The organism is Gardnerella sp. DNF01198P (assembly GCF_049244165.1).
GTDB lineage: Bacteria > Actinomycetota > Actinomycetes > Actinomycetales > Bifidobacteriaceae > Bifidobacterium > Bifidobacterium swidsinskii.
Window position 1 is genome coordinate 1642031 of record NZ_CP058382.1, and the last position, 19073, is coordinate 1661103.

The 19073-nt window shown below is 40.0% G+C and carries 14 protein-coding genes and 3 tRNA genes; 2 read left to right on the forward strand and 15 right to left on the reverse strand.

Translation table 11 applies throughout. The features are described from left to right. Positions 1-140: 140 nt before the first annotated feature. The 3 genes from HXT44_RS06815 to ahpC all read right to left on the reverse strand — a co-directional run bounded on the left by HXT44_RS06815 (position 141) and on the right by ahpC (position 3451). Positions 141-1043 (reverse strand): LysR substrate-binding domain-containing protein, encoded by a 903-nt coding sequence (locus tag HXT44_RS06815; RefSeq protein ID WP_004109449.1) that lies wholly within the window; start codon positions 1041-1043, stop codon positions 141-143. A 41-nt stretch (positions 1044-1084) separates the two neighbouring features. After that, positions 1085-2758, reverse strand: a complete 1674-nt coding sequence (gene ahpF / locus HXT44_RS06820) for an alkyl hydroperoxide reductase subunit F (RefSeq protein ID WP_102704530.1) — start codon at positions 2756-2758, stop codon at positions 1085-1087. 129 nt (positions 2759-2887) lie between these two features. Then, positions 2888-3451: an alkyl hydroperoxide reductase subunit C gene (gene ahpC, locus HXT44_RS06825; protein ID WP_012913675.1), complete on the reverse strand. Its 564-nt coding sequence runs from the start codon at positions 3449-3451 to the stop codon at positions 2888-2890. Positions 3452-3804: 353 nt separating this feature from the next. Between ahpC and HXT44_RS06830 the strand changes: the two genes are divergently transcribed. Together HXT44_RS06830 and HXT44_RS06835 are read left to right on the forward strand one after the other, a co-directional pair. After that, on the forward strand, positions 3805-4983 hold the full coding sequence (locus tag HXT44_RS06830; protein WP_012913676.1) for a lipase family protein: 1179 nt from the start codon (positions 3805-3807) through the stop codon (positions 4981-4983). 345 nt (positions 4984-5328) lie between these two features. Next, positions 5329-8085 carry a Rib/alpha-like domain-containing protein gene (locus tag HXT44_RS06835; protein WP_102155587.1) on the forward strand — a complete coding sequence of 919 codons (2757 nt, stop codon included), beginning with the start codon at positions 5329-5331 and terminating at the stop codon, positions 8083-8085. Between the two features lie 67 nt (positions 8086-8152). Here HXT44_RS06835 and HXT44_RS06840 read toward each other — a convergent pair. The 12 genes from HXT44_RS06840 to HXT44_RS06895 all read right to left on the reverse strand — a co-directional run bounded on the left by HXT44_RS06840 (position 8153) and on the right by HXT44_RS06895 (position 18981). Further along, positions 8153-8226 (reverse strand) — tRNA-Gly (locus HXT44_RS06840). 130 nt (positions 8227-8356) lie between these two features. Beyond that, entirely contained in the window at positions 8357-9235 is an 879-nt protein-coding gene (locus tag HXT44_RS06845) for a M48 family metalloprotease (RefSeq protein ID WP_012913678.1), read from the reverse strand. A 105-nt stretch (positions 9236-9340) separates the two neighbouring features. Beyond that, positions 9341-10819, reverse strand: coding sequence for an FAD-dependent oxidoreductase (locus HXT44_RS06850; RefSeq protein ID WP_064622088.1), 1479 nt, complete (start codon positions 10817-10819; stop codon positions 9341-9343). 292 nt (positions 10820-11111) lie between these two features. Further along, on the reverse strand, positions 11112-13343 hold the full coding sequence (locus HXT44_RS06855; protein ID WP_102703281.1) for a heavy metal translocating P-type ATPase: 2232 nt from the start codon (positions 13341-13343) through the stop codon (positions 11112-11114). 339 nt (positions 13344-13682) lie between these two features. Then, a complete protein-coding gene (locus HXT44_RS06860) occupies positions 13683-13886 on the reverse strand; it encodes a hypothetical protein (RefSeq protein ID WP_012913681.1) in 204 nt (67 codons plus the stop codon). A gap of 309 nt (positions 13887-14195) precedes the next feature. Beyond that, positions 14196-14268: transfer RNA gene (locus tag HXT44_RS06865), tRNA-Ala, on the reverse strand. Between the two features lie 27 nt (positions 14269-14295). Then, a tRNA-Ile gene (locus HXT44_RS06870) sits at positions 14296-14369 on the reverse strand. Positions 14370-14495: 126 nt separating this feature from the next. After that, positions 14496-14975 (reverse strand): Dps family protein, encoded by a 480-nt coding sequence (locus tag HXT44_RS06875; RefSeq protein WP_012913682.1) that lies wholly within the window; start codon positions 14973-14975, stop codon positions 14496-14498. A 57-nt stretch (positions 14976-15032) separates the two neighbouring features. Next, entirely contained in the window at positions 15033-16328 is a 1296-nt protein-coding gene (locus HXT44_RS06880; protein WP_012913683.1) for a hemolysin family protein, read from the reverse strand. Between the two features lie 76 nt (positions 16329-16404). Continuing rightward, the gene (locus HXT44_RS06885; RefSeq protein WP_004109484.1) at positions 16405-17175 is read right to left on the reverse strand and encodes a TIGR03943 family putative permease subunit; all 771 of its coding nucleotides are present in this window, start codon (positions 17173-17175) and stop codon (positions 16405-16407) included. Beyond that, on the reverse strand, positions 17172-18266 hold the full coding sequence (locus tag HXT44_RS06890) for a permease (RefSeq protein WP_064621677.1): 1095 nt from the start codon (positions 18264-18266) through the stop codon (positions 17172-17174). The genes HXT44_RS06885 and HXT44_RS06890 overlap by 4 nt, the downstream gene beginning before the upstream one ends. A gap of 55 nt (positions 18267-18321) precedes the next feature. Continuing rightward, positions 18322-18981, reverse strand: coding sequence for a carbonic anhydrase (locus HXT44_RS06895; protein ID WP_064621678.1), 660 nt, complete (start codon positions 18979-18981; stop codon positions 18322-18324). Between the last annotated feature and the right edge of the window lie 92 nt (positions 18982-19073).

A 19073-nucleotide genomic window follows, 5' to 3' on the forward strand; every position in this document is an offset into this window, starting at 1 on the left:
TAAAACACAGCAAATAAAACGAGGCAGATAATTCTCAAAATAAAGTGAGAATAAAAAGTAAGAGAAGAAGAACATGGCACTTCTGTAGCTAACATAGCATACAGAAGTGCCTATTTTTATTTTTAAGCAGAATATCCCACTTATTTTTTATGCAAATCAGAGCATGCTGAACTAATTATTGTGCACAATCCTTCCATAATTTTGTCTACTGGAGAAGCTGCGCGCCAATTCAAATATAACGATCGATAAGGTTTAGGATTCTTAAACTCACGCAACATCAAACCAACTGGTTGCACAATTGGAGGTACAGTTGCAAGACGCGGCAATAATGTCACATCTTTGCTACCTACAACCATATATCGCAAAGTTTCTAACGACGTTGCCCTAAATTCTGATTGTTTCGCCCCCACTTTTTGGCATACATCGAGCATGCTTCTACGCATACAATGCCCATCTTCTAGTAAAAGCACTTTCTGAGTAGACAAATCTGAAAGTTCAATTGGTTTACTCTCGTGTCCTAGCAAAGAATTTGTAGAAGTCGCAAGAAGAAAATCTTCGTCAAAAACATGACACACTTTTATTGAAGGCGCATTCAAACTTTCGCTTAATATAACTGCGTCGACTTGACCACTATCTAGCAAATCAATAAGTTTCGCTGATTTTTCTTCTATAAAACGAATAGTAAGTTTTGGTTTTAAACGCCTGAGTGCAGGCATAATTCTTGGAAGTAAGTATGGTCCTAACGTTGGGAACACACCCAAAACTACTGTAGATGACCATGGATCTTCTGAGCGTCTTGCAGCTTGTCGAATACGTGACATATCTGCCTGAATACGTTTAGCGTAATAAACCACTTCCCTCCCAGCAGGAGTTAAGATTTGTTTCCCGGGAGTGCGCTCAATAAGTTCTACGTCTAAAGTCTCTTCAAGTTTTTTAATTTGCGTTGAAAGAGTAGGCTGAGAGACGCGCATACGAACAGCCGCCTTGGTAAAGCTTCCTTCTTGTGCAAAAGCTATTAGATATTCTAACGCTCTAATATTCATAAGACGCCCCCCATTGTTTATTGCATAATAAATTTTATAAATTATTTATTTTGCGGGCTGCGGATAAGATAGTCAAATGCAGATAACGCAGCATTGGCTCCAGAACCATACGCTGTAACAATCTGCTTATACGGTTCGTCTGAACAATCTCCAGCAGCAAAAACACCCGGAGTATCAGTGCATCCAGCGCGATTCGTAATAATTTCTCCTCGATTATTGAGAGAAATATTATTTACAAGCCAACGAGTATTCGGAGCTAAACCAATTTGCACAAAAACCCCATCGGTTTCAACAATATGTTCTCTGTTTTCATCATCGTCTGCTTTATTGCGATCTATGTAACGTATTGCAGTAACTTTACTACCATTACCTTCAATACTACTTACGGCAGCACTCGTAATAACTTCAGCGTTAGGTAATTTATGCAAAGTATTAAGCAATACTTGATCAGCTTTAAGCACATCCATGAACTCAACCACCGTCACATGTTTTGCAACTCCTGCTAAATCAATAGCAGCTTCAACACCAGAATTTCCGCCGCCAACAACGACAACATTCTTATCTTTGAAAAGTGGGCCGTCGCAATGAGGGCAGAATGATACGCCTCTATTCCTATACTCATCTTCTCCAGGAACGCCCAACGTACGCCAAGTCGCGCCAGTTGCAATAATCACTGCACGCGCTTTCAAAGATCCGCCAGAACGCGCATGAATAGTATGTAACCCATATGGTTCCTTAGATAAATCGAGCGAGTCTGCCCAATCAGGAGTAAATACGTCAATATCGTATTGCGAAATATGCTTAGTTAAATCTGCTGCTAGTTGAGAACCAGTCGTATGCGTTTGGGAAATATGATTTTCAATACTTTCAGTTTCTACAACCTGTCCGCCACGATGATCCATAATCATAGCTGTACGCAAACCCTTACGAGCAGTGTAAATTGCGGCAGCAGAAGCAGCAGGACCGCCGCCAGCAATAACAATATCGTATGGATTTTGCGAATTCATTTTTTCTGCGAGCGCAACATTTGCCGAAGAAACGCTATTACCATTATTGCCATTCTCATTTTGCTCAACAGATTTTTCTTGTTCTGCGAGCACAGATACAAGTTCGTCAATTCCTGCCCGTCCGGAGGAAATAAGTTTGCCATTTTCAAAAACTGCTGGCACGCTCATTACACCGAGTTTATCTACTTCTTCACGGAAAGCGCTACCTTCAACTACAGTATGCTGGATTTTAGGGTTAATAATAGAAATGGTGTTAAGCGATTGCACAACTTCTGGGCAATTCAGGCAAATTACCGACATGTATGTTGTCACATTGTGTGAACCAAGCTTTAGTATTGCATCGCGTTGCTCATCACTAATTTTTGGCGCATAGCCACTTACTTGTAGAAGTGCTAGTACTAAAGAGCTGAATTCGTGCCCTAAAGGCAATCCCGCAAAACTAACCGATACAGTAGATTCTCCATTTACTGGATTATCTAGTTTTCTACGCAATTCAAAGCTTGGCTTACGCTTTACATTGCTAATTTCATTATTATTTACTTCAGAAATACTGATTTTGTCACTTTGCTGAGATACTTCTTCCAGTAAGGATTTAACTTTTTGAGATGTTTCAGAATTATCAACGTAAGAAATGATTTCTATTTTAGATACCATCTTTTTTAGTAATTCTGAAAGCTGAGCAGTTAATGATGCATTCAACAAAGACATAGTTTACTTCCTTCCGCAATTTTAGTCACAAGCAAAAATAAGAGAAATGCGTAGGAAACTATGAACGTAGCTCCCTACGCATTGAGATGATTCTTTAAAAAAATATTCTTTAATATTTAATTGCAAAAATCAGATTTTGCCGACTAAATCGATAGAAGGTTCCAAGGTTTCTTCGCCCTGCTCCCATTTTGCTGGGCAAACTTCGCCTGGGTGCGCTGCAATATACTGTGCTGCTTTAACTTTACGAAGCAGCTCGTCGGCGTTACGACCAATTCCGTCTGCGGTCATCTCAAAGAACTGAATCACACCTTGCGGATTCACGAGGAATGTAGCTCGGTGAGCTAAACCGGATTCTTGATTCCAAGCGTCAAAATTACGCGAAAGAGCTCCGGAAGGATCACCCAACATAGTGTACTTTACTTTTGCAATTGCTTCAGAATCGTCATGCCATGCTTTGTGTACAAAATGTGTATCCGTAGAGACTGAGTAAACTTCAACGCCTAGCTTTTGCAATTCCTCATAGTGGTTTGCAAGATCTTCCAATTCAGTTGGGCATACGAATGAAAAATCAGCTGGATAGAAGAAGAAAATTGCCCATTTGCCAAGAACATCAGTATCACTTACTTCAACAAATTCGCCATTCTTATAACCATTTACTTTGAATGGAAGAATATGTGTGTTCATTAAACTCATATCATTCTCCTAAATAGGTCATTTGCGCCTTCGTTGCGCTTTTATTTTCATTATTAAGAATAGATTATGGCTATTGATAATTCTAGTTATATAGATGTTTTCTATGACTCTTATACACATCGTCAATGATTTTAGTAAACAAAAAAGGAGCAACAACATTTATTTAGAAGTATGGACTTTTGTTTATGTAGACTATACAATTGATGAACTGTGTAGAATAGCAATTGTGGCGGCAAAATAAATTTCGATTAATTTATATAACGCACGTAGTTAACAAAGAGGTGCTACAAATCGTAAACAGTCGTCCTATACATTTGTTGACTACAAAACTAAACAAAATATGGGAGGATACTATGAAACGCAATGCAGTAACAGGGTTTTTAACTAGCCTATGCATGCTCTTGAGCCTATCTGCTTTCGCAATGCCAGCAATGGCAACAACCGCAGATAATTATGCAAAAACTCCACTTACTGCTGAAACAGCTAAACAAATCGCAAATGGAACTATAGGCTTAGATTTACCTGGGGCTTTGGATATGTCTTTATATCACAAGAAGCCTCTTGATCCACAAGCTGATTTAGATGGTGACGGCTTAACTAATAGTCAGGAAATTTACACTTACACTAAAGACGGTAAGACTTATTATGGGTACAATTCTCACCCTATGATGAACGATACCGATGGCGATGGTATTCCAGATAATCAAGACAGCAATCCTCGCAGGTGGGATATTAGTCCTCGCGATATGGCTTTATTCTCTGAACTTTCTTATCGAGATGATAATTACATAAATAAGGTACTCGATTACACTAAACCGCTTCACGACATTTACAAAAATCGCAGTGAGTACCGCCTTATGCACAACGAGCTTGCACCATTCTGGAAAGTTAAGGAAACCTACCACAAAAGGGGAGGATTTGATGCTGTTTTGTTTGAAAATGTAAGTCCATACCCATTCTTAGAACAAGGCACTGTTCAAGTACTAGCAATTCGTGGAACTTCCCAATTTAATGATTACGATGATGATTTTGCAATAGCTGTAGGTCATAACCCAGATCAAGCTAAAGATGTTGAGCAGTTGATTGAGCGTTATGGTCGCGAAAATACTGTTAGCAATTTGTATATTACCGGACATTCCCTCGGAGGATATCTTGCACAGCGTGCTTTAATTCGTGCTAAAGGCAAAGGCTACAACTGGATTAAGAAAATTTACACATTCAATTCACCACAAATTTGGGGAAATATTTTCAACCGTTGGTTGCGTGCCGTCGCCAATACTGGCGATAAGCTCACTCGAGAAGGTTACGCTGTTCATTACAAAGTAGACAACGACAAGGTTATTCGTTCTGTTGGCAATTTTGCTGGAGCTATAAGCGTCAGCAATTCTGCGCAAGGACATAGCTCTCGAAGCTATCTTGAGGCCCGTATGAACAATTTCCCAGGTTTCACCGTAGGTACTAGAGGAGATATTTCTGGCACTGGACGTTGGATGGAAGAACTTAACAACTTCTACGATGTTCGCACGTTCTAATTACTGCTAATTAATGATTATTAATTAGCACCAGCAATAGATAGCTATCTCGTGTAATTTATTAACAATAAGCTAAGTGCTGATTTACCGATGATTCATTAATATCACAAGTAGCTCAGTGCTTTTCCTATATCAATTAATCTAATGAAATTCTTTCCTATTACACCGCATCAGCTTAAGTATTAACTTTTGGTACTTATTAAAATTATCTGATTCAACTAGATACAATTTTATAAAGTTGTTAAATCTGATAAAACCAACACGTTGAGCTAAATCTGTTGTGCTGCTCGCAAAAATATTTTCAAAATAAAGTAGAAGTCTGTACAAAAAGTAAGGAATAGCAGTATGAGAAAAGTAAGTACCGTTCACACAATTAGTGGAATTGTATTAACTTTTGGTTTGATCATTTCATCGCTGGTTTACATACCTTCGCTAGCAACAACCGCAGCGGCAGAAGAAACATCACCAGTGCACGTACCTCTTACCGCACAAACCGCTCACGACATTTCTACTGGTCGAATTCGTTTGGAAAATAATCAGATTGATTCTTTGCTTTACCATAAAGCCGCGCTAGATCCAGATCAAGATAGCGACGGCGACGGTCTGAAGAACAGCGAAGAGCTTTACACTTACGTAAAAAACGGACGCACATATTACGGATATAATTCGCATCCACTTATTAAGGACACCGACGGCGACGGATTAGATGACAAAAACGATAGCAATCCTCGCAGGTGGGATATTAGCCCTCGCGATATGGCGCTTTTTATGGAGCTTGTGTATAGGGAAGACAGCTACGTCAAAGAAGTACTTGACTACTCAAAACCGCTCAGGATTATTTATGAAAATCGCAATGAGTACCGCCTTATGCACAACGAGCTTGCACCATTCTGGAAAGTTAAGGAAACCTACCACTTCGGGAGTGGGTTTGACGCTATCCTTTTTGAAAATGTGAATCCTGCGTACCCATTTATTAAGCAAAACGGCGTGCAAGTATTAGCAATTCGCGGCACTAAAGGCGCAACAGATGTATGGAATGATGTCTTGCTTGGAACTGGCTCAAACCCAGGCCAAGCTGCTGATATAGATAAATTAATTGATGAATATAAACAAAAGAACACTGTAAGCAATTTATATGTTACAGGTCACTCTTTAGGTGGGTACTTAGCACAAAGAGCCTTAATTCGAGCTAAAAGTAGTGGCGCAACTTTTAATATTAAAGCTTATACTTTTAACGCTCCGAGAATCAAAGGTAATATATTCAACAGATGGCTTTGGGAAACATCTGATTTTGGCGATAAACTAACTAAAGAAGGTTATGCCGTTCATTATAAAGTTGATAACGATACAGTAATAGGCGGAATAGGAAATTTCGAAGGTGCAATAAGCGTAGGAAGTTCTGGAGCCGGTCATGGATCCAGAAGCTACTTTGAGCCTAGAATGAATGCTTTCCAAGGATTCACAGTTGGCGAACGCAATAAAATTGAGGGAACCGGTCGCAAAATTGATGCACTCGACGGATTAGTTAACGAACCAGTTATTAAAACTGACGAACAAGCTTTCGAACCTAAAATTACGAATATTGACATTATGGAAAATGATCCATTGCCAAAAGGCACAACAATAAAGCATCTTCTTAATCCTAACGATATACCGCAAGGCTCTACCATTACAGACATTACAGAATACGACAAAATTGACACTTCTCAATGCGGCAACTACGAAGGGAAAATACTACTCGTACTATCTGGTAGAATATTAAAAACTATTATAGTTCCAATAACCATTCATAAACGATTGGCTAATATCGAGGAACTTCCAAATGTTACTGCTGAACCTGGCAAGAAAATAGAAGTCAAAAAAGACAATAAAATCCCCGATAATTTCGACTTCAAACCATACTTAAAAAACTTACCAGAAAACAGCACAGTACAAGTTGTAAAACAACCAAACACAACAAACACTGGAGAAACAACATTTATCATAGAAATAACCTTTGCAAACAAAGCAAAACAGAAAGTAACTCTTAAAGCTCACGTTGTAGAAATCATTCCAGCAACACCACTAAACCCAGCTAAAAAGAGTATTACGTGGGCCGAGTTAATTCCTGCAAAGAAATCAACACCATGGATCGAGCTAACACCAGCGACACCAGCTCCAACACCAACTCCCGTACCTCCGACACCTGTTCCACCGACACCGGAACCAACGCCTTCGCCTACGCCGACACCGACGCCTGATCAACAACCTGCAGTGCCTCTGCAGCCGAAACCAAACCCGGTGAATCCAACACCCGTTCCGCCAAAACCTGCGCCTAAACCAGAGCCACAACCTGTTCCACCAACACCAGAATCTCATTCTGGCAACAGTGAGCACTCTAGCAATGGCGAATCTGATAAGTCTGCAAATAGCACAACCCCACAGACTAATAAGTTCGATCAAGACCATAAGGAAATTCCAAGCATGGGATTTCCCGGACCAACGCATCCTTCCAAAACTCTACAAACTCCTGCAGTTAGTAACGATTCTATGCGCGAAAACCACATAGAGCTTAACGCAAACTCAGAATCACACACATTACAGCAACAGATTCCATCAGCACCAAAGAGTATTGCAGATTTACTTCCAGCGTTGTGCAACACTCTCACCGTCGGGAATAATAACATTGCTTATGCGGGAAAAAACAACCATATCACTGTTACAGTAAATGCAACATCAGAATTCATGCGCAGATTACAACTAGAAAAAGCAGTAAAAGCTTATGCCTACATATATTCCAACCCTAAACTTCTTTATAGCGCAAATGGAATGAAATATGTAACAGTTCACATTAATGAATATGGCAGAATTGTATTCGACGTAGTTATCCCGGAAGACTATAAAGGCAATCATACGATTGTCCTTATTGACGAAAACGGTAAACAAGTTGCGTGGACGAATACTTTAGTAAAGAAAGACCTCCATTTACACAAACAATCCACAATAGCCAATAATGCACTCCCTCGTACTGGAATACAAATAATTCCAATTGCACTTAGCGTTGCATTGATGCTGTTTGCTAGCACAATTGTGACAATTGCAAGAAAAAGAAAGTTTAACTAAGCGTAAGTTGTAGTTTTTATACATCCAATGTACAAAAACTACAACTTATACAATTTTACAATCTGAATGGAGCGGATGACGGGAGTCGAACCCGCCTCTGAAGCTTGGGAAGCTTCCATTCTACCGATGAACTACATCCGCATGCTGTAACTAAAAGTAAACTAGTTTCAACAACCATCTAAGGGTATCATGCACAGCTTACCGCTTCAATATTTAGGAATCAGTTTATGAACTCAATAAACAAGACAAGCAAGTTCAACAAACAAAATATTCATGCAGCAATGCTCATTAAACGCCCAATCCTATCCTGAACAGTAGGACGCGCAGTACACAAATGCACAAGCGCAGGGGCGTTATTATTCCATGGACAAATAATCATCAAAGAAGCAACAGCCTGCAATCCAGCAGTAGATTTCATCTCGTGAAGCTGCATGCCGTAAGTAATTTTATTAAGTGCGGAAGCAAGCGCAGCAAAATCTCCAGTAATTTCACTACTTCCCTTATCTGCGTCAAATTCACGCGAACCAGGAATAATTGCATTGATAATAACAGAAGCAATAGGAGCGAATAAAATATTCAAAAACTTACCAATAAATTTGCAATACTTGCGAATATCACGACGATATGTATCACCGACATAAACAAGCCAAGAACCAACGTACGTTAATACTGTTGCTGTAGCAGTAGCCAGCGAAGAAGCGAGAATATCATGATTATAAATATGAGTTAATTCATGACCAATAACACTACGTAACTCGCGCTCGTTAAGAATATTAATCAAACCACGAGTACAACATATACTCGCATGACGCTCACTTCTACCAGTTGCAAAAGCATTAGGACTTTCGTAGGGAGAAACCATTACTCGCGGCATAGGTTTACCAATTCGAGCAGATAAATCTCTGACCATTGCGTAAAGCACAGGCTCTTCTTCTTCACTAACCTCTGTAGCATGCATAGCAATAATCGCAAGCTTACTTGAGCACCAATAAGCAAAAACACTAAATGCAATACCAGGAATAATGAACCATATTAGTGAAGACAGATGCGAGCCAGTAAGAACCCAACATAAGGCAAGAAAAAGCCACACAACAACAAAAAATAGTGCGGCTTTTAAGCTGCCATAGTGTATTCTCAAGCCTTTCAACATATGAGCTATCTTAATAATGCGAACTTAAATTTTTCTGAATATATACTGCGTATTTACTAACTACAAACTTAAATACTAAGTAATATTTTCAGTTTATTTAGGGCATTATTTGCTACCTAAAGCAATATTTACAAGTTCAGAAGCTGAAACAACTTTCTTTCGAGTTCTCTGCTCATTGGCTCCAAGTTCACGCTCATAAGAGTCAACTCGCTTCCAACCGGCGTAATCAATTGGTTTAATGCCCTTTTCTGCCAATAATTTATCTATAGAATTTTCATCGCGATCAGGTGCGATTCGCCCAGCATTGCCAGCTTTAGATAAATCTTCAAGCATATTATTAACAATCAAAAGAGCATCAGATTTTGTAGAACCGATTAATCCTACCGGCCCACGCTTAGCCCAGCCAGTTGCATACAATCGCTCACGAACTTCGCCATTTTCCACAGACTCCACTAAGCGCCCATCAATATTTGCAAGCAAAGTACGCTTTTCGTCGTAAGCAATACCTGCAACTTCTGCAGGATGGTAGCCAATGGCATGGTATACAGCTTGAACGGCGTATTCCTCGAACTCTCCAGTACGAGTCATTTTGCCATCGGCGCTTGTAGTCGTGCGCTCAACTCGTATTGCTTTCACATGTCCATCTTCACCAAGAATTTCTACCGGCGCACAGTTGAAGTGGATAATATAGCGTTTGTTGGCTGGCTTCCCCTCAAAATCAACGTTTCCGCCATCTTCCATGTCTTCAGCCATATCGCGAATAGCGAAAAGCTCCTCAACCATTTGACGCGTGAGCTTATCGTTACCGGCTACTTCAATAGTCTCATCGTCAAGTTCAAAATCATCCTCATTAATAACAATTTGCACTCCGGATAACTTTTCCATTTCGCGCAATTCTTGAACAGAGAATTTTGCTTGGGCAACTCCACGACGAATAAATAAATGCAAGGTTTGGGTTTTATTTTTTTGCAATCCCTCATACACGTCATCTGGAATATCCGTATGAGCGCGCAAATAATCAGGATCTCGTAAAAGCTCACGAGCAACATCCATTGCCACATTTCCGCCACCAATAACAGCTACTTCCTTGGCTTCAAGCGGCCATTCTCGATTGCTAGTTGGGTATCCATCGTACCATTCTACGAATTTTGCAGCTCCGTACACTCCGTCTAAATCGGCACCTGGAACTCCTCGAAGAGGCCTATCTTTCACAGCACCCGTTGCAAATAACACAGCATCATATCTATGAAGTAAATCTTCTAATGCAATATCTTTACCAAATTCAACATTTGCATAAAGATGAATATTTGGATTATCAAGCGTCTTTTCAAGCGCATCCGCAATAAATTTGATACTTGGATGGTCAGGAGCTACTCCGTAACGCACTAAGCCGAAAGGCACTGGCAATTTTTCAAAAAGATCAATGCGAGCGCTAGAGCCTAATCCCAATTCTTCTCCACGCTTTGCAATCTGACGTAAGAAGATATCGGAAGAGTACACTCCTGCAGGGCCTGCTCCTATTACAGCAATACGCAGTTGAGATGTTTCTTGTGAAACATTTTCGTTTAAGTTATTTTTTTCCATTATTATCCCCATATTGAACTGTATTATACGGCACTTTTCGCCGTTTTCGCGCTATTTAGCGCGGCCTACAAGCATAGGTTGCCTCAATCACTCAGCAGCGTAACTGTAAAGCGTTTATATGTAATTCTTCGCCAGAAATAAGTTACGTACAAGCTTGAGCCGTTACCGTTTGCAGCTAACTCGTATGCTTTCATAATTAGACTAGCGCATTACTTCGTCTTACAACATACTCAAACGAATATTATTAAAGATGTCGTAATGAATATCGTAAAAATATTGCCAAAAAATATTTTTATTTTCGTTCGCGCAATGCTGTTAAAGCCCACATAATAGCAACAACATCAATTGCTTCTTGCATCATTGCGCCAATAACTGCTGGAATAAAACCGAAAGCCGCAAAAATCATACTTATAATTGCTAATCCAATGCCCATCAATACTGACTGAACCATAACGCGTTTAGTATGTTTTGCTACTCTTATTGCGCTTGCAACAGAAGAAATATCATTGTTCATAATAACTACCTGTGCGCATTCAGATGCTGCCGTATCTGTGCCATCCGTTACTGCTACGCCAATATCGGCAGCTGCAAGCACTGGAGCATCGTTTACACCATCTCCAACCATCATTGTTACAGTTGAATTTTGCTTATTTTTATACGCATTGTAATTATGTTTTTTTACATGCGCTAATTTATCTTGCGGAAGTAAATCTGCATATATTGTTTCAATTCCAACACTTTTACCAATTGTTGTTGCAGCTTGCAAACTATCGCCAGTAAGAATAGATATTGAGCGTGCACCAAGTGTACACAATGCGTCAATGGTTGATTTCGCGTTATCGCGCGGCACGTCTTTTAATACGATTCTTCCTACCAGCACGCCGTCAAAAGACACGTAGGTTGCCATTTCGTCTGCTGCAAGAGATTTGCCTATAGTTTGATTCGCGTTTTGCTCTGTAACGTACTTGCGTCTGCCTACACGTACTAAAATACCGTCTACAACGCCCTGAATACCCTGACCTGCAGTTTCTTTAACACTGTGCACTACAGGGTATTCTCGCACGCTAGGAAGCTGCGGAACCGACGATGGGTGAGCATTTTCCCACAAGCTTGCTCCCGCTTTAGCAATACCACCTGCAAGTATGTGCTGAGAATACGTCTCTAGAACACCTGCGAGCATTACAATACGATCAGCCTTCTGCGTAGTATCGATTACGTCTACGTTTACAACTTGCGGCTGTTTTACAGTCAACGTGCCAGTTTTGTCAAAAAATACATCTGTTACACGACTTAATTGCTCAAGCACATCCTGACTTTTAACAACAATTCCAAGTTTCGCTAAACGCCCAGTTCCAGCCATGCACGCAACCGGCACCGCAATAAGCAGCGGGCAAGGAGTTGCCAAAACTAGCACTTGCGCAAATCTAAGAGCATCTCCAGAAAAGCCCCAAGCAAAACCAGCAATTACAAAAGACAAAACAGTAAATGGCACAGATAACATGTCTGCAAATCTAACTACTGCAGCTTTAGAAGACCTAGCAGACTCAACAAGCTGCATGATTTTCTGATACTGCGAGTTTTTAGACAGCTTTGTTACGCGCATAATAAGCACAACTCCACCGTTTACACAGCCTGAAAGCACTGCAGCTCCCGCATAGACTTCTCTAGGAACGGATTCTCCGTTAATAGCACTTGTGTCTAAAATTGCAGAACCGCTTAACAGCTCACCATCAACTGGCACAGTTTCGCCAGGAAGCACAATAATTACGTTTCCAATATTTAATTCATCAACTGGAACCGTTTTGTAACGCTGCAAATTTGAGGAGATTTCGCCGTCTGTAGACGCTTGCAAAAATGGACAAATATTGTGTTTATAGTCGCAATTTTGCTCGCTAATATTAGATTGCTTAGAATTAGCGGCATCCACTTTTCTGAATTCAGCATGCCGGCACAGAACACACGAGCTAGGCTTGCACTGATTTTCACTCAAACATGGCGGTTCGTATGATTCATCATTTGCTTGATTATTATCCATTTCATGCTCAATACCTGGCAAAGTCATAAGATGAGCAGTTTTTGGAGCTGCGCTTACTAAAAGAGACAGATTGCGCTGGGCTTTCATATGCGCAAAATCTTCAATTGCCTCTCCCGTCCAAACCATTACAACAATCAAATAGCTTGCCCAAAACTCACCAATACAAAGCGTTGCAAGTAATGCAACAAAAGCTAGCAAATCAATGCCTAAAGTTCCGCGCAATAAATTTTTAATCATGTTGCGCAAAGAAATAAGGCTGGTATACAAAACGAGAATAGCGATAATAGTTTTCCCGATACTAAGACTTATGGAAATATCGCAACCAAGATTTAAGAAATCAAAGATTTGCTGCGAAAGATTAGATATTTGCTCACAGAAAGTAGTTAATATAGGCAAATTATACGAGTACAAAGCCACAATAAACGGAAAAGCAAGAATTACGACTGTTAATTGAGGTGCACGACGGCAATATGCTAAAAGTTTACGCATACACTTTCCTTACGCTGATCAGGTTAACCGCTTAAGACGCTGCCAACACACGATTTCACGCCTTGTTAACCCATTGAGAGCAGATTTGATTTAGCTGCGCTCAATACACGGCGTAAAGATATTCATGTTTATTTATATGTGATTAGTATACCAATAGGCCTTGATGAGAAGCATTCTCATGTAAATATTATGCTTCCAAAAAAGCACCATAATGAGTTCCAACAATTACTAATTGTACTATTTGAATTATTAAATTAATAAGTTTATGCTTCATATCTTTTTAAAATTTAGGTTATAGGCCAATTTATTTGCCATAGATTCGGCCTATAACCCTAAAATTTACTGTTCTTTAGTGAAAAGAGTTCTTACAATTTTGAAAAGCATAAATAATAGACGTAGTGTGATATATGTTGCTACGAATGTTGCAAGCCAAATCATAATATTTTGAATATTCCAACCTTGACCTTTAACAAATGAAGCTACTAATAAAGAAACTACGCCAGCAGAAATATCAGCAATATTTTGTTTTATCTTATAAATCATTTTTTACATCCTTCCGTCTAAAATGAAAACCTTTATGGTTTTCATCTCTCTTTAATACCTTTCAAGTTAACAATATATTGTGTATAGTTCCACAGCAAAATATATGCCGCAATCTCTGGGAAGAGATTCAACTATTTAAACATTTTTATATTTTTTACAACACTGACAAATATCAGGGTGTCACCCTAATTTTATTAGGGGTAATCAGTAAAAAATTGGGTTATTCCCCAAAAATTGAATGGGCACGCGACAAGAAAGAAATTGATAAACAAAAAGTTCTGATTGAAAAATCAATCAGAACCCTGTTCGTGGAGCTAAGGAGACTCGAACTCCTGACCCTCTGCTTGCAAAGCAGATGCGCTACCAGCTGCGCCATAGCCCCATTCGAAAGAATGATGTCATTCTATCGTGGGCCCGGGAGGACTTGAACCTCCGACCTCATCCTTATCAGGGATGCGCTCTAACCACCTGAGCTACGGGCCCAACTCGTATGCCTAAAACATACAAGTAGTTACATTAGCACAGACACAGAAAATGTCAAACCGCAACACGCCATAAAAAGAAAACAGCGTGTTGCGGTTTGAATCAAAAAAATTAAACAGAGAATAATTAATCAAGATGGCTACGCATGAACCACTGGAACTTTTCCAACTGTTGAACATGATCTTGAATAATATTTGAGCTAACTAAATCAAGCTCATCAAGTTCCGCGATAGCCTTGCGATCGTCTGCAATCATATCGTTATAGTACTCAATAAGCGCTTGCAAATACTCCTTTGTAGACTTGCGACCAGTCAAAGCAAAACGCTTCCATGTGCGAGCAGCAACAACATCGTCTGCGCGGCCAAGTGGAGAGCCGCCCAAAGTTGCAATTCGCTCAGCAGTTTCATCCGCCTGCGCCAAAACTTCAGCAACCTGTGGATCAAGCATTTCGTGCACTGCAATAAAATCTGGACCAGTAACATTCCAATGCGCATGCTTGAGCACCAAAGCAGCTTCCTGCTCGTGGCTTAAACGATTCTGTAAAATGGCAACAGCCTTTTCACTGGCCGCTTCGTCGAGACCTGGCAAAATATGCAACAAAGCCATGTTCTATCCTTCCTTAGGTTTGTTAATACCGTTATTATTCTACTGCTATGGCTTAAACTACGCGCGGCGACGCACTTCAATCGTCGCAATACGCCTACCATCAACCGCAGTCACAGTCATATCGTAACCATCCGCATCATGCAAAACAGCTCCAACACTTCCCATTGAACCAGTATGCGCTAAAAAGTAGCCTGCAACAGTCTCATACGGACCGTCCTCAAGCTCAATGCCGGTAATGTCAGCAAAATCTTCAATGGTCATACCGCCATCAATTTTTGCAACACCATTTACAAAAGCAGTTGTTTTATTCACATTATTTTGCTCAGTTTCACCAGGCAAATCATATTCATCGCGAATATCTCCAACTAGCTCTTCTGTCATGTCCTCAAGCGTAACAATACCGTCAGTTCCACCATATTCATCGATGACAACAGCCAAATGAATACCACGTTTACGAAGAAGTTCCAGGCTCGGCAATAGTTTGGAAGTTCCAGGAAGACTAATTCCTTCGCGAGTTACATCTGCAACAGTTTTTGCATTTGGATCACGCACATCTAGCAAATCACGAACATGCACAAAACCTATAACATCATCAAAATCTTTGCCAATAACAGGGTAGCGAGAATACGGAAGCTCACGAATTTTCGCGGCAGCTTCTTCAAGGCTCAATGAACCATCCAAAAACTCAACATCAGCACGAGGACGCATTACTTCAGCAACAATAGTTTCAGACGCATCAAACACATCATCCAAAATAGTACGCTCATCCTGACTTAAACGTTTATTGCTATTGACAAGAACACGCAATTCTTCGTCAGAAACTTCGCTTTCCTTCTCATTAGGATCAAAGCCAAGAATGCGCACAAAACCGTTAGTATTCTTTCCAATAAGCCAAATTAAAGGCTTGCAAATCTTTGAGAAAACATCAACCGCCGGCACAACCGCTCGCGCAATCTGCTCAGCACGCTGCATAGCAATACGTTTTGGAACTAATTCAGAAATAACAATAGAACAGTAAGAAATAACAAGAGTTAGAAAGATTGTTGTAAGTGGGCCAGCAACGTGCGAAGAAACACCCCATGAACATACAACCGGCACAACATACGGAGCTAAAGCAGACTCACCAAACGATGCAGAAAGAAAGCCAGAAAGAGTTACTCCAATTTGTAGAGCAGATAGAAAAGTGTTAGGGTCGCGGGCAATTTTTGCAACTCTAGCGCCACGCGCATCCTGCAATTCCATGCGATCAATTTGCGAACTTCTCAAGCTCACTAAAGCTAATTCGGTTGCCGCAAATACGGAACCAAATAGCAAAAAAATCATAATGAGTAGAATATTAAAACCAATCGCCATACTTGTTATCTTAGTTTACTTCTATGCGATATCAACAATTCTAAAATAATTATCACCATTAACGAAGATAAATTATTTATGGGCGATAAAAATATCCAGTTGGAGCTTGAGCTGTTTGCATTGATATAACGTGCAGCACAACTCCAGGATGCTGATATCCAGGAATGCCAATATTGCCTCTAGAAACGCGTGCACGAACACGCACCCATTCATGATCTTGAATTTCGCCAATATTTGATTTTTCGGCAACTAATCCAAACGGAGACATGTCGAGAATACAGCATGACATAAGCTGACGAGATACCCTAAATTGATTTGCATTCAACGTAGAATCTCTGCTGACAAAACCTGTAAGAGTAATCGCGTATCCATCATATTTTGCAGCATTATGATCGATTTCGTCATACCAGGAGCCGAAATCATCATCATCAACTGTTATCTCATGAGATTTTTCATACAATCCTGGCAAAGGATAATTTTGGCTACGAATAGCAATAGCACGACCGCCAGCATACTGGTCGAATCCATCTACACTAATATTTTGAGCGTAACGCAAAGGAACAATAATAAGTAGCGCAGGAACAACGAAAGCTACAAACATACGCCAAACATCGCGCGAAGAAACAGAAAACCATCCAATCGCAGCACATATAGACAAAATAAATAGCAAAATAGCAGTAATTAACAAATAATAATATGCTCTAGGCGTAGTAAAAAGCGTATATCTACCGCTTAAAGTAACTTCCGCAATTATGACTGCAAAAAATAGCAATAAAATAGCTTCTACCAATTGAGCTAAAGTGATTTTTTTACAAGCATTATGCTCAACACATTTTTGCTTTTTCATGCGATGAACCCCCAAGCCCAGTGAGCTAATAATGACGCTAGGAAGCACGCAAAAGCAATAGTTAATGTTAAGCGCCACACAAATTTACCACGGCAATCCTCAACGAGCATAAGCGTATTCTTTAAATCAAGCATAGGACCAAACAGCAGAAATACTAGCACCGACGACATAGGCAATGATGTTGCTAAACTTCTTGCAATTACAGCATCTGAGCTGGAGCATAGAGAGCTTGCGTACGCAATAGCCATCATTACAGGAATAGCAATGAAAACATTACTCACTTGCACGCGAGAAGCAGGATCAGCTCCGAGCCATGCGCGAATTACAGAAGCAACTATAGTTCCACATACAATAATTGGAATTAATTTTATTAAATCCTGATGTATATGCTGCACATATTTGCGAATTTGCGCAGAAATACTATGCTTTTCAATATTATTTTTTGTGAGATTACTTTCGTTATTCAATTCGCAAGAACAATGTAAAGAAGATTCGTTTTCTACTAAAATTTTCTTACGCAAAATATTGATTTTCGAAGGAAATATAACAAAAGTTAATCCAACCAGTAATGCAATACCAACACCTAGCGCAATACGCATAATAGCAACAGCTGGAGCGTCAGAAAACGCATAAAATGTTGCCAATACAGATACTGGATTTACAACAGGAACTACACATAGAAAAGTTATGGCGCACGGCAATGGTAGTTTTCTTGCAACTAAACGAGAAAACGTTGGAACGACTACACAATCACAAACCGGCATACAGACGCCGGCTAATATGGCAGCCAAGAAACCATTTGCTGTAGATTTTGGAACATGTTTCTCAATAAAATCAGCAGTTACCCAAGTTTCTACTGCAGCAGAAACAAGCACACCTATGAGCGTAAAAGGTATAGCTTGTAGCAACAAGCCGGAAACACCTCGAATTGTTGTATCAATGAGAAACCAAGGATGTTGCCCTTGTAAAGCAGGAGCAGCTGCAATAATAAAAGCTACTAAAGGAGCTCCGACAAGCAAGAAAAGATAGTTCGCAGAATTAGTGGAATTTGCAGAATTTGCATCAAGCGTATCTTTAGATGATTGATTCATATCTGTAACCTAACAACGTATTAATAATTCTGTTAAAAATGCGACTACATGCTACTTAGCATGAAAGAACCTCTACTAAACCATCACTCATTCTATACCTAGCGCCAACTAGCATAAGGTTATCGTTAAAAGCGGCTTCACGAATAATTTGAGATTTGTCGCAAATTTCAGTCAACATATTAGACACGTGAATGCGCTCAATATCGTCCGTGCTCAAGTCTTCTTCAATACCCGCGAGCGCAGCCGGTCCTAAAGAACGAAGCAATATTGACTCGCTAGACTCAATTATTTCGTTTGCTTCATCTTCGCCGTATTTAGAAACCAGCTTTTGCACATTCGGCAAAACGGCTTGTACAGCACCGCAATGCTCGTGTCCAAGAACAACAAGCACTTTTACTCCCAAATCGCTTACAGCGTATTCTAAAGATGCAATTACAGCATCATCAAGCACTTCGCCTGCAGTGCGAACAGAAAAAATATCACCTAAACCGGCACCAAACACAAATTCTGGAGCCACGCGCGAGTCAGCACAGGAAAGAACAACAGCTCCAGGATGCTGACCTTCAATAAGAGATAATCTCGTTTCTTCACTAAGTCCATGGCAATTTAATGAGCCTTCTGCAAACTTACGATTACCAGCTAGCATCGCGCTCCACACAGATGTAGCCAAAAGTGAATCTTCTTTTAAAAGATCTTCTTTGACTGTCTCGTGCATTATTACCTCCTTGTATTGATGCGCTTGCGCAAAGGTGACAAATACAAGCTATCAACAAATTTTGAAAAACACTTCGACTTATAAAACATATT

Coding starts and splice junctions, on each gene's coding strand:
- HXT44_RS06830 (WP_012913676.1), top strand. CDS start 3,805: ATGAAACGCAATGCAGTAACAGGGTTTTTAACTAGCCTATGCATGCTC.
- ahpC (WP_012913675.1), bottom strand. CDS start 3,451: ATGAGTTTAATGAACACACATATTCTTCCATTCAAAGTAAATGGTTAT.
- HXT44_RS06895 (WP_064621678.1), bottom strand. CDS start 18,981: ATGCACGAGACAGTCAAAGAAGATCTTTTAAAAGAAGATTCACTTTTG.
- HXT44_RS06890 (WP_064621677.1), bottom strand. CDS start 18,266: ATGAATCAATCATCTAAAGATACGCTTGATGCAAATTCTGCAAATTCC.
- HXT44_RS06880 (WP_012913683.1), bottom strand. CDS start 16,328: ATGGCGATTGGTTTTAATATTCTACTCATTATGATTTTTTTGCTATTT.
- HXT44_RS06845 (WP_012913678.1), bottom strand. CDS start 9,235: ATGTTGAAAGGCTTGAGAATACACTATGGCAGCTTAAAAGCCGCACTA.
- HXT44_RS06815 (WP_004109449.1), bottom strand. CDS start 1,043: ATGAATATTAGAGCGTTAGAATATCTAATAGCTTTTGCACAAGAAGGA.
- ahpF (WP_102704530.1), bottom strand. CDS start 2,758: ATGTCTTTGTTGAATGCATCATTAACTGCTCAGCTTTCAGAATTACTA.
- HXT44_RS06850 (WP_064622088.1), bottom strand. CDS start 10,819: ATGGAAAAAAATAACTTAAACGAAAATGTTTCACAAGAAACATCTCAA.
- HXT44_RS06835 (WP_102155587.1), top strand. CDS start 5,329: ATGAGAAAAGTAAGTACCGTTCACACAATTAGTGGAATTGTATTAACT.
- HXT44_RS06855 (WP_102703281.1), bottom strand. CDS start 13,343: ATGCGTAAACTTTTAGCATATTGCCGTCGTGCACCTCAATTAACAGTC.
- HXT44_RS06885 (WP_004109484.1), bottom strand. CDS start 17,175: ATGAAAAAGCAAAAATGTGTTGAGCATAATGCTTGTAAAAAAATCACT.
- HXT44_RS06860 (WP_012913681.1), bottom strand. CDS start 13,886: ATGATTTATAAGATAAAACAAAATATTGCTGATATTTCTGCTGGCGTA.
- HXT44_RS06875 (WP_012913682.1), bottom strand. CDS start 14,975: ATGGCTTTGTTGCATATTTTGCCAGGTCTCGACGAAGCGGCCAGTGAA.